The following is a 16,087-nucleotide window of genomic DNA, read 5'->3' as shown; positions in this document are numbered from 1 at the left end:
CAACTTGTCATGCCGCTGCTGCGTGTGCCGCAGGTCACGATCCATCTCGCCCCACCTCGCTCCTAGCTAGCTGCACTGCACAATGCCGAGCCGAGAGCATCAGCCGACCACTGACCACCATCCTGAGTGACAGGATTGAGTGTCTAACTGCGTGACAACGCCGATGCACAGTGGCGGACAAGCGCGGACGCCTGCGGACCATCGCAGCAGGTGAGAAGCGCAGAGGCCCAAGGTGGAGCATCTGCCCAAGTTGCTTCGGGACGAAGAGGTCACGAGCTAAAGGCCGTCGCGCTCGATCAGTGAGCCGTCAGAGCTCAGTGTGTAGAAGCGCGGCGGATCCATGTCCTCCACGGCTCTGCGCAACTCCGCTTCCTGCTCGGCGGGATCGGGCCCGTATGGGTCCCGCATGTGGAATCCGTACAGCTCGATGGCGTCCGCGTCGACGTCGTCGGGCTCGGGACGGCCCTCTTGAATGAACCCGCAGAGCGCGCGCAGCGCGTCCTCGCCCAGTTCCAAGGGGTGGAAGGGCAGGGCGTACGGCTCTTCCTCCTCGCCGGGCCAGGGGATGATGTCCGCCGGGCGGTCTCCGGCCCAGTAGGGCAGTTCGAAGGGGAGCGGTTCGCCGATGTTCTCGATGATTCCGCTGCCCGGCGACAGGCTTAGGGAGCGGACGAGGCGCCCGTCCTCCCACACAGCGAACGCCAGCCAGTCGACGACGCTGTGCATGGCGTGCAGCACGAGCCGTCGGCCGGCGCTTGCCGCCACGAGGTGTTCCGGGAGCTGGGAGGGGGCGTCGATCATTACTCCCTGATCACCGATGACCTCCACGCCCGGCCAGCTCGCTGCGTACGCCGTCCCCTTCGGCGGGTACACGCCGTCCCAAAGGTTCGAGCCCTCGCACTGCTCGATCTCCCAGCCAGGGTAGAGCCGCCGCATCATGGTGACCGTTCGGTCAAGGTCCGCCGCCCCTACGCGCCGCAGCAACCCCGGCACGTCGCCGTCCGCGTACACCAGCAGCCCCGTCTTGGCTCCCAAAGCCCCTCCCCAGAGCGTTACGCCTAATGGTGGGCGCACCCTAGCCGTGCGCACTGACAAAGTGGCTCTGCCTGCCTGACCGGCTGGGCCGTCTCTGGGCCGTCCGAAGCCGCTCGACAGTGGCCAATGACGACCGACGACGACCACAAGGCGCACGAGCCCACTGGTCTTGAGCAGGGAAAACGCAGGTCACTAAGATCCCCGGCAAGACCCAGGGCAAGAAGAAGTAGTGCACCGAGCGGTTAGAGCCTGTCGTTTGGATCAGGCCGTGGGACGGCGGCGAGCGCGGAGCCAGTGGACACCCTTCACGCGTAGACGGCGGCCATGAGCGCGAAGCCGGCGAAGGCGAGCCAGAACCAGGATTCCGCCACTGCGAGACTCAGCAGCAGGCCGCCGAAGAGCAGCAGGGAGCCGACGACGTCCAGCAGGTCAAGGCGCGCATTGAAACGCACCGACGAGTCGGAACCTCGCAGTCGGCGGATGACGGGAACGAGGCCGAGGGCCTGCAGGCGGGAGTCAGCCTCAATGACTCCCGCCTTCTCTCGTTGTCTCTCACTGGTCGCGACACACCTCCGACACACCGTGAAGAGCGGTCGCCCGCAGTGCGGATGTATCTGATGGGCAGGACGCTGCTGACGCCGCCACACTCGTTGGACTACCCATCGCGCTACTGAGCCTGGCCGTGGGAGTCGTCGCCATCCTTCTTCTGGCCCGAGCTGCGCTCGGACAGCCCGCGGACGCCGCTGCACAGGCCACCCGCGCCTTGCCTCAGGCGGGCGAGGCGTAGGCCTCGCTGACGCTGACGAGGCAGTGGAGTGGGACGACGGCGCGGCGCTGCCCGAGTTGGCGCGCAGGCGGTGCAGACGTCGGCCAGCCGCCGCAAGGCGGCCGCCGTGTTCAAGGGTGAGAATGGACAGTGTTCGTGCCTTCCGTGCTGGGCCAGGTGTGCCCGGCCGCGGGCGGCAGGCGCCATGAGCGCGCGGCCCGGCCCGCACAGGGGGCGATAGAGCACCGGCCCGCCCCGCATCGGGTGCATCCACAGACCGCGATCCAAGGGCCTCACGCCGACCGGGACCCGGTGTACACCGAACCGGGAACGCAAGAGGCGATGGTTTCCCGGATATCCGTGTACGCGAAAACCCTCGCGGATAAGGAGGGAAATATGGGGTGTCCGCCACAGCCCGATCCCTGCCGGTTAAAAAGCCAGGTTTCAAGAGAACCGCCAAAAGGAGAAAGTAAAAGGAGAAAACAATGGGAAAGCACACCCTTGAGCCGGAGGCGCAGGAATTCGCGGACGCGACTGCCAGCCCGCCCTTCCTGTACGAACTCGGTCCGGAGGGCGCCCGCAAGGTGCTCGACGACGTTCAGGCCGCGCCGGTCGCTAAGGTCGAGGTCGGCGAAGACAAGTGGTTCACGGTGCCAGCCGAGGTCGGCGACGTCCGAGTCCGCCTCATCAAGCCGCTGGGAGCCGCAGGCCCCCTGCCCGTCATCCTGTACATCCACGGAGGCGGGTGGGTCCTAGGCAACTCGGGCACCCACGACCGGCTCATCCGGGAACTGTGCGACGGCGCCAAGGCCGCGATCGCCTTCGTCGAGTACGACCGCTCACCCGAGGCCCACTACCCCGTGGCGATCGAGCAGGCGTACGCGACCGCGCAATGGATCACCAAGAATGGGCCGAGCGAAGGCCTCGACGCCAACCGCATGTCGGTGGCCGGCGACTCGGTCGGAGGGAACATGACGGCCGCCGTGGCGATCATGGCCAAGCAGCGGGGTGACGTGAGTTTCGTGCACCAGTCGATGTACTACCCAGTCACGGACGCCGCCCAGGACACCGCAAGCTATCAGGAGTTCGCCGACGGCCCGTTCCTCACGGCCAGGGCCATGGCGTGGTTCTGGGACTCCTACCTCCCCGACCACGAGCAGCGCAACGAAATCACGGCCTCGCCGCTGCGCGCCACGCTGGACGACCTTCGCGACCTGCCCCCGGCGTTCCTGCTCGTGGACGAGAACGACGTTCTGCGTGACGAGGGCGAAGCCTACGCAGCACGGCTGACCCAGGCCGGAGTTCCCACCACCAGCGTCCGGTACAACGGCATCATCCACGACTTCATGATGCTGAACCCCGTGCGGCCCACGCAGGCGACGACGGGGGCGATCGAGCAGGCCGTTCATGTCCTCAGGAAGGCACTCGGAGCGCTCTGAGCCTGCCGTGTGCGCAGGTTCGAATCCTGCCGGGGGCACTCGCCGAGTAGCAGCGCATCGACGGCGGTCTCCTCGGCCCCTTTGGTATCCGTCCGTAGCTCAACAGGCTTCGCAACCGGCGGGCCGACGAACCCAACGTCCTGCGGCCGCATCCCGCAGGACTGCGACCGCTCAGGAACCCTCGCGAGTTCCGGCATCACCGTCGACGGCGGCCCTTCACACCCGTCCGATCCCAAGTCCATCCCACAACCAAAGGTATGACCGTCGTGAAGGTCAAGCTTCTGATCCCCGCCCTCACCGCTGCCGGTGTCGTCGTCGCGGCGTCCGCCACGGTCCTCTCCGCGCGGTCCTCGGCCTCCGGAACGACCCATGCCGCAGCGCAGGACTCCTCCGGCCTCACCCCGAAGCCGCCCGCGGGCTTCGCCGGACGCAAGGTGAAGGTGGGCGACGTCCACATCAACTTCGTCGAAGGCGGAGAGGGCCCGACCCTCGTGCTGCTGCACGGCTATCCGCAGACCTGGTACGAGTGGCACAAGATCATGCCCGCACTTGCCAAGCACTATCACGTCATCGCCCCGGACCTGCGCGGCGCCGGCGACAGCGACGCCCCCGCCACGGGATACGACAAGAAGACCCTCGCCACTGACGTGCACGGCCTCCTGACCCAGCTCCACCGGGACCACGACATCAGACTGGTCGGCCACGACATCGGCACTATGGTCGCCTACGCCTACGCCGCCGCCCACCCCCAGGACGTCACCAAGCTCGTCCTCAGTGAAGCGCCCATACCCGACCAGACGCTCTACAACTTCCCCTCCCTCACGTCTAAGGGTCCGGGCTTCTGGAACTTCGGCTTCTTCAACGTCACCAACGGACTGCCCGAGCAGACCGTCAAGGACCGCGAGGCACAGTGGATCGACCGTTTCACCGACATGCTCGAGTACAAGAAGGACGGCGTGACCGCGCACGACGCCGCCATCTACGGCCACTACCTCAAGCAGCCCGGACACACTCGGGCGAGTTTCGAGTGGTTCCGCACCCTCAACCAGGACGTGTCGGACAACGAACTCAACGCCAAGACCAAGCTCACCATGCTGGTCCTGGCCATCGGCGCCCAGTACAGCCTCGGCCAGTCCGTCCCGGACCAGGTCCGCCGCTACGCCACGAACGTCACGGGCGAAGTGGTCCCGAACTCGGGCCACTGGTTGTACGAGGAGCAGCCGACCGAGACGACCAACCGGCTCCTGGCGTTCCTCGGCAACGGCTGACCCGTCCTCGGACAGCCGCCGCCCGCGCTGGGTGATGGTTGACCCGCGCGCCTTGTGGAGGAGGACATCGGACCCCCCTCAGCAGGCAGTTGTCGGGTTTCGACACCGAAAGGAAGGAAGTCGGCACGCGACGACGTACGCGGTGTCAGCCCGTGTCACCGAGCGGGTTACGCTCACGGAGCTGCCCGCAGTGCCAGCAGCCAGCGCGAGCGCAGGCGACTGACACGCACGTGCGGAGTCGAACGGCCTGCCCGAGAAACCTCAATGACCGCCTCGCCCGTAGTTCGCATCGAGGGGGTCTCCGCAGGCAACTGCGCTCAGCCGCATGCAGACCAACTCCGAGCGCTGGACCGTGTATCACTTCTCCCAGGCGAACCCGTCTGGGCCGGGATGAGACAACGCGCCCGCGCTGCTGCGCCGAATCGCCGACACTATCGAGGCACTGGGGCCGGCGGAGATTCAGGACATCGTGATCCACTCAGAAATCACCGAGCACGGCGATTGCCTCTCGGCGACGGTCTACTACCACCTGCCGGAGGATTGATCGCCCGCCGAGGGGGATGAGGCTCAAGGCCACAGTGCGTGCCAGATCCGTGCCAGGACGGGCGGTCAGCCACGGTCAACCGCAGGACAACAGAGCGCGTTGCAACAGCGGTCGATCAGGGAATTCGCCCTGCTCAGCGGTCTTTTGGCGTCGATCCGGCCGGTGATTCCCAAGCTCAGAGCGCGGGTTCGATTCCCGTCACCCGCTCCAAAGATGAAGGCCCAGGCCAGGGACATGATCCCCGACCCGGGCCTTTGTGTTGTCTAGACCCTTCTAGGCTCCGCGCACCACCTCCGCACCACCTACCCCCTGTTATGCCTGGTCGGAGTGCCTCGTTCGCTGCTCTCGCACCTTGCGGTCGAGCCCCGCCGCAACCCTCCTTTCGAAGCCGACCCTCGTAGGTCGCAGGAGCCGAAGGCTCCTTCCTCATCTGCACTAGCCCCATTTGCGCACGTCCCGTGCGATCCGGTCAGGACGTGGGCGCGTCCACCTTCGGCTTCCGCTTCACATCAGTCACCTTCACGTCCTCCGTCTCCGGAGCCCCGAACGCTTCGACGATCACCCCACTGCTGGTGCCGGTGACCTCCAAAGCCAAGTGGCTGCCCATCATTCGCAAGTCGAGCCTCGCCCGGGGCGCACCCGCATGGTCCGGCATCTGGTGAATCCGCGACGCCGGATAGTCCAGGCCCGTCAGCTTCTTCTGCATCGCCCAGCGCATCCGACGCGGCCTGCGCCACATCCAGTACCGCGGCGACCTCATACACGGCGCCTGGCCGAACGGGCCTGGTCAACAACACCTGACCACCGCGACAACACGTTCAGCCTCGTAGGCCCAACGATTGGGATGGGGCGACACGCCTGGCCATCACGCAAGAACAGGCACTAAACGTGCAATGTGTTGCAATATTGCATATTTGATCTCCCTCTAGGAGGAAACGTCATGGCGGGCAAGCCCAGCATTGTCTTCGCCCACGGACTCTGGGCGGATGGGTCGTGCTTCAACAAGCTCATCCCCACGCTCCAGGCTGAAGGGCACGAGGTGTTCGCCTCGCAGCACGGCCTCGACTCGCTCGAAAGCGACGTCGCATGCGTCAACTTCACGCTCAACCACGTCCCCGGCCCGATCGTGCTAGTCGGTCACTCCTACGGTGGGACCCTGATCACCAAAGCGGGCACCCACGACCGCGTCGGCGCTCTGGTGTACATCGCCGCGCTCGCCCCGGACGAGGACGAAACGTCGCAGGAACAGCTGGACAAATTCCCCAGCACGCCCATCTTCGAGCACCTGGACGTCGCTGACGGCCGCGTGTGGCTCAAGCCCTCGGGCGTCCCGCACTTCTGCGGCGACCTCCCGGAAGCGGAACAGAAGCTCGTCCTGGCGACGGGCGCTGTGCCAGTGGCGGACCTGTTCAACCAGCAGGTTCCCGGCACCGCCTGGCGGACGAAGCCAAGCTGGTTCATCGTCGCCAACAACGACCGTACCGTGCACCCCGACCTGCAGCGGTCCGCCGCCGAGCGCATGGGCGCCAATGTCCGTCCCGTGGACAGCAGCCACGTTCCCATGCTCTCGCATCCTGACTTCGTCCTCGATGTGATCCGTGAGGCCGCGGAGTCCCTCGGCGCCTAGGCCAAGCCGACAACGATCAGCCGCAGCGCAACACGCAAGGAGGCGGCCCCGGACCGACCGGGCCGCCTCCTTGCAACGACATCACGCTTTCAAGCTCAGTAACACGTGCCGGAACCGATATTTCTGACTCCGATTCAAACGCCTTGCGCACAGACGTTCGCACTGGGTCGCACCACCCTGCACCACCTCCGCACCACCCGGCGCGGGAAACCACGGTCAATCACGGAGACACCGGCCGCTCCCCGAAGGACGGCAGCATCACCGTTTACGCGCCTTCTCCGCGTCGATGAACCGGTAGCGCGCGGCTACTTCGTCTTCTGCTGCGCGAAGAAGGCGGTCGCTTTTCCCAGCACCTCGATCGTCTGTTCCTGCTCGCGGACCTTGCGCCGCAGCCGGACCAGCTCCTCCCGCTCAGCGGTGGTCAACACCCCGGCCGGCCCCTCGCCCCGATCGATCTCGGCCTGCCTGACCCAGCCCCGCAGGCCCTCGGAACTCACCCCGAGCTCTCGCGCGACCTCCGTCACCGTCCGCCCGGACGAACGGACGAGATCGACGGCGTCCTTCTTGAACTCCGCCGTGTACCGCTTGCTCGTGTTGCTCTTCTTACTCACTACCTGGACTGCTTCCTCCGGGACCCATACGTCCCAGTATCAAGCTGTCCTGACATCGGGGGGAAGTTCACACTCCACCCGCCGGTCAGCCTGCTCCAGTACCAGAGGCTCGTCCGCTACCTCAGCGATCGTCAACAGCACCACAGCAGTATCCCTGCACCGCTCGGGCCCCAAAGAACCGCCATAAGAAACGACGTCTTAGAAAATGCCCTTGTAGCCCTGCCAGCCGGTGGCGATCTTCACCCGGGCGGCGAAAGCGCCGGTGCCCGTGCCGTTGTAGCGCCACAGCACGCCCGCAGTGTCGCGGGCCACCAGATCCGCCTTGCCGTCACCGGTGATGTCACCGACACCCACGACCGCGTTGTAGATCTGCCACCCGGTGCCGACCTTCACCCGCGCGGCCAGCGTGCCCTTGCCCGTGCCGTTGTACCGCCACAGCACACCAGCCGCGTCTCGCGCCAGCAGATCACCGGCCTTGTCGCCGTTCAGATCGCTGACACCCACGATCGTGTTGTAGATCTGCCACCCGGTGCCGACCTTCACCCGGGCCTTGAACGTGCCCGCGCCGCTGTCCGCGTACAGATACAGCTCACCCGCCGGCGTGCGCGCCAGCAGATCCGCACGTCCGTCACCCGTCAGATCACCCGGCGAGGTCAGCACGTTGTAGATGTTCCAGCCGGTGCCCAGCGTGGTGTACGGGGTCGTCGGCTTGAGCGCCGCCCCACAGGCCGGCTTGTACAGCCGGAGGGTGCCGGTACCGCTGCTCAGCCGGACGAGGACGTCGTTGCAGCGGTCCCCGCTCAGGTCCCCCATGGGTACCGGACGGATGCTCGTCGCCCAGCCGCTGCCGCTGACCTTCCCGGAGAACGTGCCCTTGCCCGTGCCCTGCTGGAACGTCAGCGCACCGGAGGAGTTGAGGGTGAGCAGGTCGCCGATGCCGTCCCGGCCCGCGTGGTCCCGGAGCACCGGTGCCGCAAGGGAGCCTGCGGTGAGGATGTGGATGCGCTCGCCGGCGTCCACGAACGCCACCCGGCTCCCGTACGGGTCGAGGGTCCAGCGGATCCGGCGGTCCGAGGTCGCGTCCTCCGGCCAGAGGTTGGACGGGGCGGGCAGATCGGCCACGTCGCCGGTTACCGCCGTCCCGGAGCCGACGTCGGTGCGGACCAGCTTGCCGCGGGCGTTGTCGTGGCGGACCAAGAACCCGTCGGCCAGCAGCGCGTCACCCGTTGGAACGGCCACCGACCGCCCTCGGGAGCGGTCGAACACTCCGGCCTTCTTCTGCGCGGAGCAGGCCCAGTACACAAAACGGCCGTTGACCTGCAGCTCGCTGGGCACGCACGCCGAACCGACGTTGACATCGACCGCCGGGTCGGTCGATCCGAGGCGGCTCATCGACAGGTGCCCTGCGGTGGACGTCGTGGTCCACAGCTGCCCGTCCCATAGGGCCGCGGCGTTCGCCGTGCGTGTCGAGACGACCTTGTTCTGCGTCCAGTCGACGAGGAACTGCTTCCGGTTCGCACCGCCGGACAGAAGGGCGTACCGCCCCTCCGCAGCCTCCACCATGCCGTAGAAACCCGGCACCGTCAGTGTCTGGACCTCACCCGTGGGCGTACGGCGGTGCACCCGCTGGGCGCCGTCCAGGTCGGAGTGGACGACGGACCCGTCACCGGCCCCGACCAGCCGGATGCAGCCGTAAATGAACACACATGGCTTCCACCATCCGCCAGCCTGCTGGACCGGCCCCACCTGGGGGACCGCGTCAGCGGACACCGTACGCGTGTTGAACATGACGTCGTAGGCCGGGGAGGAGGTCTGATCGGTCCAGGCCAAGGTGCCGTTGGCCAGCGACAGCCCGTCCACGGGCGCGGGCACCGGCGGCAGGTCCATCAACTCACGGTCCGCTATCTGGCCGTCCGATGCCTCGGAGAGCCGGTGCACGCCCCAGTCCGCCTTGTCAGGACCGCCGACCACGACGGCCGATCCGTCCGCCGACTGCCAGATCCAGCCGTCCATCTGCGGAAGTAGCGTGCGCCACTCTCCGGCGTCGGAGAGGGGCCTGGTGAGCACAGCGCGGGTCTCGTTGCCGTACGTGGCAACCACGACGTCGTCACCGACGACCGTGAAGTCGGTTTTCCCCTGGGTGCCCTCCCCCGGAACCGCGGTCACCGGCCCGTCGAGGGCGTCACGGCGCAGCAACTGCGCGCCGCTCCCCGGATACCACCAGCCGACGTAGTCCTCGCTCAGCACGGGTATCCGAGACGAGCGATAGTCGTAGGGGTTGAATACCTTGGTCCAGGTTCCATCGCGAACGTCGACGAGTACGAGCTGATCGAGGAACACTTTGGGGTCCTCGGTCGGCACGCGGTAGCGCATGAGCAGCGAGCGGTCGTCACGCTCGCTGCTCGCGAGGAGCTTCGCGTCGGCGGGCCAGCCGCTCAGCACCGTATCGCTGGTGCCGCCCTCGGCGGTCGCCTTCAGGAGGTGCACTTCCCGGACGTTGGCGGAGTTGCCGAGGTAGGCGACGACGACCCCCTCACCCGCCGTACCTGCGGGGCTCAGCCCGGTGGGGACGGTCACCGTGCCCCTGTCCGCACCAGAGCCCATCGCCCGGAACCGGAAGAGGCGTCGCCCCTCGGCGTCGCTTGACATCGTGTACGTGGTGTCCGACTGCGCAAGGTAGTCGGGTTGCGAGGTGCCGACGAACTCAGTCACATCCCTGGTCAGGCCCGACGCATAGTCGGTCCACCGCAAGCCGACAGAGCCCTCCGGGCTCGACAGCACACCGGTATCGCCAAAGCCTCTGAACACCGGGTTGCGCGTGGCGGACCGGTCCGCGGCAGGCAGAACGATCTCGCCCCCGCTGGCGGCCAGCGCCGTCCCAGCAGGCACGACGACCAGAGCGCCCGCAGCAAGGGCGACAGCCACGGCCACGGCCGCACCCTCCCGGCCGAGCAAACGACGTCGTACGACCCTGTAACCCTGCACGGAACCCCCCGGTCCCTCGCCCCCGACGGCTGTGTCCTCCCAACCGCCGCGGATGACCTGTCCTTGTCATGCGCGACGGGAGCGTACCAGCGTGCGGTATTCCAAAATCTTCCGACTCACGGCTCGCCCCTAAGCGCTCGCTCCACAAGTCGCCCTGAGGCTGGTGCGTGACGCACCACCTAGGCGACCGCGGCGGCGGAGGACGCCTCGATGACGGAGTCGAGGCCGAAGCCGATCAGTGCCGTCGTGGAGGTCAGTGTTCCCGGTGATGCCTGGGGCCGTACCTGTTCCGTACCCGATCACAGTGGGCGGTCACGACCGAACCGGCATTGCCACGGCTGCGGCCCAGACTGCCGTGCCGCCGCCCGCAAGGCCGGCCGCGAGGAGTTCGACAAGGTGCGCGCCGGGCGTTGTCACAAAGCAGAACCTTGCCCGGTCAAACATCCCAGAATGGGCGAATCGCTCATTACACCCCATATGCCCCGACCCCAGCCATTCGAGGACAACAGCTCGATGACTCTGACCACGATCAGCACCAACCCGATGACACTCAGCAAGCAGATGAACGTATCGGAGATGTCCGATACGGCGATCGCCCTGCTCGACGAGCAGGGAACGGTGGTCGCATGGACGCAGGCCGGCGAGCAGCTTGTCGGGTACTCCGCCGGGAGCGTGGTGGGCCGGTCCGCCGCACTCGTACTACCGTCCCTTGGCGAAGCGTCGACGATGTCGGCGTTCGTCGAGCGGTGCCGTGCCCAGAACGGCTGGTCGGGCGCGACGGCGGTGCGCCACCAAGACGGCCGGGTGCTCGACGTCGGCCTGCGGATCTCGCCTCTGCAGGGGCCGACGGGAGCTGAGTGGTGGCTTGCGTCCGTGACCCACATCGGCGCGCTGTCCGGGGACGTGGGGCACGGGTCGGTGCAGGGGGCGCTTCTTGCCCGTGCGCCGATCGGCGTCGCTGTTCGTGACCTGCAGCTGCGCTGCACCTGGGTGAACGACGTGATAGAGAGCCACGACGGCGTTCCCGCCGGCCGGCGGCTCGGACGTCGACTCACCGATGTGCGGCCCGGTGTCGAGGCCGAAACGACCGAGGCGGTGATGCGGAAGGTGCTCCGGAGCGATACGACCAAGGTCCACGAGTACCGGACGTGGCTGCCGACAAGTCTGGGTCAGGAGCACCCGTTCGCGGCCTCGTTCTCCTATCTGCAAGGCGCTGACGGCGAAGCCCTGGGGGTGTGCACGATCAGCGTCGATGTCACGGAGAGCCGGCGGGTGCGTGAGCGCCTCGCCGTTCTCGGTGAGGCAGGCACGCGCCTGGGCAGGACCCTGGATGTGATGCAGACCGGTCAGGAACTGGCCGATCTTGCCGTGCCCCTGTTCGCCGACTTCGTCACGGTGGACCTGGAGCAGTCGGCCCTGTTCGGCGAGGGAGCCCCGGTCCGCATCGGCGCGGTGGGCGAGCGCCTCCCCGTTCTCCGACGCGCCGGCCTGGCCTCGATTCACCAAGGGGCGCCGGAATCCCAGTGGGGGCGCGGTGATGCGGTCCCCATGCAGCCTGACACGCCCGTCACCGACATTCTGCGCACCGGCAGGTCCCACCTGGAGCCGGTCCTGGACACCGCTCCAGGCTCGTGGATCGACAGGGATTCGGTACGGGCGCAGAAGGTCCGTGAGACCGGCATGCACTCCGTGATGCTCGTGCCCATCCGCGTACGGCGCGTCCTGCTGGGCGTGGCGTTGTTCGCCCGCACCGAGAATCCGGTGCCGTTCCAGAAGGCGGATCTGCTCCTGGCCGAGGAGCTCGTCAGCCGTGCCGCGGTGTCGTTGGACAACGCTCGCCAGTACACGCGCGAGCACACCGCGGCCTTCGCACTCCAGCGCAACCTGCTCCCACGCCGTTTGTGTGGTGGCAGGGCGGTCGAGGCGACCTCCCGCTACCTGCCCGCCGACGTGGACCGCGGCGTCGGGGGCGACTGGTTCGATGTGATCCCCCTGTCCGGCGCCCGAGTGGCCCTCGTCGTCGGCGACGTGGTCGGACACGGCATCAACGCCGCCGCGACCATGGGAGGGCTCCGCACCGCCGTACGCACACTCGCCGCCATGGAGCTGCCCCCCGACGAACTGCTGGCCCGCCTCGACGACACGGTCCAACTACTCTCAGAAGCGGACCCCGACGCCCCGGACCAGGCTCCCGCGGTGGTGGGCGCCACCTGTCTGTATGCCGTCTACGACCCGGTCACCCGGAAGTGCACCATGGCAACCGCCGGACACCTCCCGCCCGCGATCATCGACCCGAAGGGCCGGGTGACCTTCCCCGACCTCCCCACCGGAGTCCCCCTCGGTATCGGGCTGGGGATCCCTTTCGAGGCCGTCGAGCTGGAACTGCCCGAGGGAAGTCTCCTCGCCCTGTACACCGACGGCCTGATCGAGACCCGAGGACAGGACATCGAGGAGGGAATGCACCGTTTGGGCACCGCCCTCGCGCAACCGGATCTCTCCCTGGAGGAACTCGGCACCCGGGCAACGGCGCCCGTCGAGGACCGGGAGTTGTGCGACGACGCCAGCCTGCTCCTGGTCCGCACCCGCGCACTCAGCCCGAACCAGGTCGCCTCCTGGACCCTGCCCAGCGACGACACCGCCGGCAGCCGCGCCCGGTAGCCGGCAGGCGGGCAGCTGGTCAGGCTTCAAGTCGCCCCACCTCGCTCCTGAAGCGGTGCTCAGCATCGTGCCCGATCCGTGCCCGACAGGTCGGTAGGCCACGGTCAACAGCGGGTGCCAGGAGGAGCCCCAAGGTTCCCCCTCGCACCCGTTGCGTGGGCAGCAGATGCAGCCGCAGGAGTCGGCGGTGCAGCTCGTCTGTGGTGGCGGAGAGGCCCCGCTCGTCGACCCACTGGAGCGCGTACTCCTTGAGGGTCACGGCCCCGGCGTCCGGGTCCTGCCAGTTGCCACGCGTCGGGTCGGCCTCGATCTGGGAGAGCCAGATCTCAGCGTCCTTCTTGGGTGTGGCCGTGCCCGGCGTACTCCCAGGAGGCGAGGACCAGCACATGGCGGGGGCCGGCTGAAGCCGAAGGGCTCGTGCTGCAGTCTGTCTTGTGCCACAAGCACATCCCCTGGTGGTTGCTGAGGCTCAGCTTCAAGACCTGGGATCCGTTCGTTCACCTCGACGACGACGATTGGCTCAGTTAGCGTGGGGGATGAGGCTCACCATGCGAATCGCTGTAGCCGGTGCCACTGGCAATATCGGTGCCCGCACTGCCTCGTTCCTTGAGCGCGCGGGGCACGAAGTCGTACCCATCAGCCGCTCTCTTGGCGTTGACCTGATTACGGGCCGGGGCTTGGACGCGGCGCTCAAAGGCGTTGACGCGGTGGTCGATGCCATCAGCTCCCCGCCGGTCAGCTCCGACGAGACGCTCGCCTATTTCGGCACTGCCACGAGAAATCTTCTCGCCGCCGAGGCGCGCGCGGGGGTGCGACACCACGTACTGCTGTCGATCGTCGGACTCCATCGGATCATAGGCGGTACGGCCCACTACGCGGGCAAGCGCGAGCAAGAGCGCCTGATCGAGGAGGGTCGGGTGCCGTGGACGATAGTGCCCGCCACGCAATTTCACGACTTTGGGGCGTTGGCCGGTAGCTGGACAGAGCGCGACGGCGTGGCCACCATCGCCCCACTACTTGTTCAGCCGATTGCGCCCGACGACATAGCTCAGGTCTTGGCCGAGGTCGCAACCGGGGAGCCGCAGGGCCGCTACGTCGATGTCGCCGGCCCTGAGCCGCAAGACCTTGTCGACATGGCCCGCCGCACCAATGACGTTCTCGGGCGCAAGGTGAAGCTGGTTCCGACGTGGTCGGGCCCCCTTGATGAGTCGATGGCCGGCAATGTGCTGCTGCCCGGCGAGAACGCCCGTATCGCCCCGACGACGTTCGACCAGTGGCTGGCGGCCGGCGCGAGACAGGAGGAAGCGATGGACCCCCATGAAAAGGCGAAGAACACCCGGACCGACCTTCAGAGCATCACCCCGCCCTTCATACCGGCAGAGGCCGAGGTGATGACCGTGCGGATCGATTATCCCCCCGGCGATCCCGGCATACCGCCGCACCGCCATCCCGGCGGGCCGTGTTTCGGCTACATCCTGGAGGGCGAAATGGTCTTCGAGGTGCAGGGCGAGCCGCCGCGAGTGGTCAAGGCCGGCGAGGCATTCTGGGAGCCCGGCGGGGACGCAATCCACTATCAGGACGCCAACAACCGCACCGACAGCCCGCTGCGCTTTGTCGTAACGATGCTGATGGCTCCCGGCCAGCCGCTGCTGGTCTTCCTGGACGACGACGAGCTTCAGCAGAGCGGTTGGGTAAGGCGTTCACCAGCCTGAGGGCGAGGGCGAGAGCCTGCTCGCAGCCCGTGGCCGGCGTTCAGGCGAATGGGTTCGGCCGTGCCCCAACGGGCCACAGTGGCAGGCGAGATGCTCGTCGGCTCAGCGATCCGCCTTTACGGGACGCCGGCTTCGACCGCCTCCAGGACGAGAGGCCGCAGAGCGGCATCCAGACGCTCCGACTCGGCAGCCAGGCGCGCCCGGCCGTTCTCGATCTGAGTGGGAAATTTCGCCTCAGGGGCCAGGTCGTAGACCGGGTGGCGGCCGCCTGTCGGAGTCTGCGGCAGCGGCTGGCCGCGCCCGCTCGCGAGATCACTTACCGGCGCCTGATTCCGCCGGGTAGAGAGCATCGCGAAGGGCGTTGTTGATCTGTGCGATGGCCTCACGTGCTGACTTGGTGTTCGCCAGGGCGTTGAGCATCATGAAGTCGTGGGTGACTTCTCCGTAGTGGGTGTTGGTTACCTGGACGCCAGCGGCGCGCAGCTTGTCCGCATAGGCGTTGCCTTCGTCCAGTAGGACGTCCGAGTCGGTGATCACCAGTGCCGGCGGGAGGCCGCGCAGCTGGTCGATGCCGGCGCGCAGCGGGGAGGCGGTTGGTTTGTTGCGGTCCGCCTCGTTGGGGGCGTAGGCGTCCCAGAACCACTTCATCGCCGCGCTCGCGAGCCAGCAGTTCTCGGCAAACCGCTTATAGGAAGCGGTGTCGAAGCGGGCGTCAGTGACCGGGTACATGAGGACTTGCTGGGTGAAACGGGGCCCGCCACGCTGCTTGGCCAGCATGGTCACTGCGGCAGTCATGTTGCCGCCGACCGAGTCGCCTGCGATGGCCAGGCGGCTGCCGTCGATGTTGATCTCCTTGCCGTGTTCGGCAACCCATTGGGCAGCCGCATGGGCCTGCTCGATGGCGACGGGGTAGCGGGCCTCGGGAGAGGGGGTGTAGTTGACGAAGACGACGGCGGCACGCGCGCCGTTGGCGATCTCGCGCACGAGGCGGTCGTGGGTCTGTGCGTTGCCCAGCACCCAGCCTCCGCCATGGATGTAGACGATGCCCGGCAGCGGCCCCTTGGTCCCGGGCGGCCGCACGATGCGGATGGAGACCGAACCCTCTTCACCTACGGGGATGGTCCGGTCATGGATCTCGGCTGGAAGCTTGGCGACGGGCTTGGCCTGCAGATCGTCCAGTACCTTGCGAGCGGCGTCGTAGGAAAGCTTGTAGATGGGTGGCCCGCCGGCCTGGGCGAGCTCATACAGCCAGTCCTGGTCGATCTTTTCCAGCTCTACCGGCGGCATTCCGCACGGCACGTTCACTGCGGCAACCGGGGCGGCACGCCCGCCACCCGCGGACTGTTGGGTGGTCGCAGGCGCTCCGCACGCGGAGAGCACGGATACGGATGCCAGCAGGGCAGCGAAGGCGTGGAGACGCTTGTGGTGGCCTATTCGAGCCA

The 16,087-nt window shown here is 67.3% G+C and carries 11 protein-coding genes and 2 pseudogenes; 5 read left to right on the top strand and 8 right to left on the bottom strand.

Annotated features, from left to right (window positions below; all coding sequences use genetic code 11):
* Positions 1-276: 276 nt before the first annotated feature.
* Together ABT078_RS16675 and ABT078_RS16670 are read right to left on the bottom strand one after the other, a co-directional pair.
* Complete coding sequence (locus ABT078_RS16675) at positions 277-1,035, bottom strand: DUF6928 family protein (protein ID WP_351228222.1); 759 nt, start codon at positions 1,033-1,035, stop codon at positions 277-279.
* Positions 1,036-1,340: 305 nt separating this feature from the next.
* Positions 1,341-1,487, bottom strand: a complete 147-nt coding sequence (locus ABT078_RS16670; protein WP_351228220.1) for a hypothetical protein — start codon at positions 1,485-1,487, stop codon at positions 1,341-1,343.
* A 799-nt stretch (positions 1,488-2,286) separates the two neighbouring features.
* Here ABT078_RS16670 and ABT078_RS16665 point away from each other — a divergent pair.
* Positions 2,287-3,240: an alpha/beta hydrolase gene (locus ABT078_RS16665; RefSeq protein WP_351228218.1), complete on the top strand. Its 954-nt coding sequence runs from the start codon at positions 2,287-2,289 to the stop codon at positions 3,238-3,240.
* A gap of 257 nt (positions 3,241-3,497) precedes the next feature.
* A complete protein-coding gene (locus ABT078_RS16660) occupies positions 3,498-4,508 on the top strand; it encodes an alpha/beta fold hydrolase (protein WP_351228216.1) in 1,011 nt (336 codons plus the stop codon).
* A gap of 1,013 nt (positions 4,509-5,521) precedes the next feature.
* Here ABT078_RS16660 and ABT078_RS16655 read toward each other — a convergent pair.
* On the bottom strand, positions 5,522-5,758 hold the full coding sequence (locus tag ABT078_RS16655; protein WP_351228214.1) for a hypothetical protein: 237 nt from the start codon (positions 5,756-5,758) through the stop codon (positions 5,522-5,524).
* A 234-nt stretch (positions 5,759-5,992) separates the two neighbouring features.
* On the opposite strand from ABT078_RS16655, the gene ABT078_RS16650 reads away from it, so the two are divergent.
* Positions 5,993-6,679: an alpha/beta hydrolase gene (locus ABT078_RS16650; protein ID WP_351228212.1), complete on the top strand. Its 687-nt coding sequence runs from the start codon at positions 5,993-5,995 to the stop codon at positions 6,677-6,679.
* A 305-nt stretch (positions 6,680-6,984) separates the two neighbouring features.
* Here ABT078_RS16650 and ABT078_RS16645 read toward each other — a convergent pair whose 3' ends face one another.
* The 3 genes and pseudogenes from ABT078_RS16645 to ABT078_RS16635 all read right to left on the bottom strand — a co-directional run.
* Positions 6,985-7,290, bottom strand: a complete 306-nt coding sequence (locus ABT078_RS16645; RefSeq protein ID WP_351228210.1) for a transposase — start codon at positions 7,288-7,290, stop codon at positions 6,985-6,987.
* 198 nt (positions 7,291-7,488) lie between these two features.
* Entirely contained in the window at positions 7,489-10,221 is a 2,733-nt protein-coding gene (locus tag ABT078_RS16640; protein ID WP_351228208.1) for an FG-GAP repeat domain-containing protein, read from the bottom strand.
* A 236-nt stretch (positions 10,222-10,457) separates the two neighbouring features.
* Positions 10,458-10,538, bottom strand: a pseudogene (locus ABT078_RS16635) (cation transporter); the annotation flags it as partial.
* Between the two features lie 250 nt (positions 10,539-10,788).
* Between ABT078_RS16635 and ABT078_RS16630 the strand changes: the two are divergent.
* A complete protein-coding gene (locus ABT078_RS16630) occupies positions 10,789-12,933 on the top strand; it encodes a SpoIIE family protein phosphatase (RefSeq protein ID WP_351228205.1) in 2,145 nt (714 codons plus the stop codon).
* Between the two features lie 154 nt (positions 12,934-13,087).
* On the opposite strand, the pseudogene ABT078_RS16625 reads toward ABT078_RS16630, so the two are convergent.
* Positions 13,088-13,273, bottom strand: a pseudogene (locus tag ABT078_RS16625) (tyrosine-type recombinase/integrase); the annotation flags it as partial.
* A 208-nt stretch (positions 13,274-13,481) separates the two neighbouring features.
* Between ABT078_RS16625 and ABT078_RS16620 the strand changes: the two are divergent.
* Entirely contained in the window at positions 13,482-14,645 is a 1,164-nt protein-coding gene (locus ABT078_RS16620) for a cupin domain-containing protein (protein WP_351228203.1), read from the top strand.
* A 312-nt stretch (positions 14,646-14,957) separates the two neighbouring features.
* Here the strand turns inward: ABT078_RS16620 and ABT078_RS16615 are convergent, their stop codons facing one another.
* On the bottom strand, positions 14,958-15,932 hold the full coding sequence (locus ABT078_RS16615) for an alpha/beta hydrolase (RefSeq protein ID WP_351228201.1): 975 nt from the start codon (positions 15,930-15,932) through the stop codon (positions 14,958-14,960).
* Positions 15,933-16,087: the final 155 nt, after the last annotated feature.

The organism is Streptomyces sp. NPDC002133 (assembly GCF_040296405.1).
GTDB lineage: Bacteria > Actinomycetota > Actinomycetes > Streptomycetales > Streptomycetaceae > Streptomyces.
The sequence above is the reverse complement of the archived record's forward strand: the minus strand, read 5'-3'. Positions and strand labels throughout refer to the sequence as shown.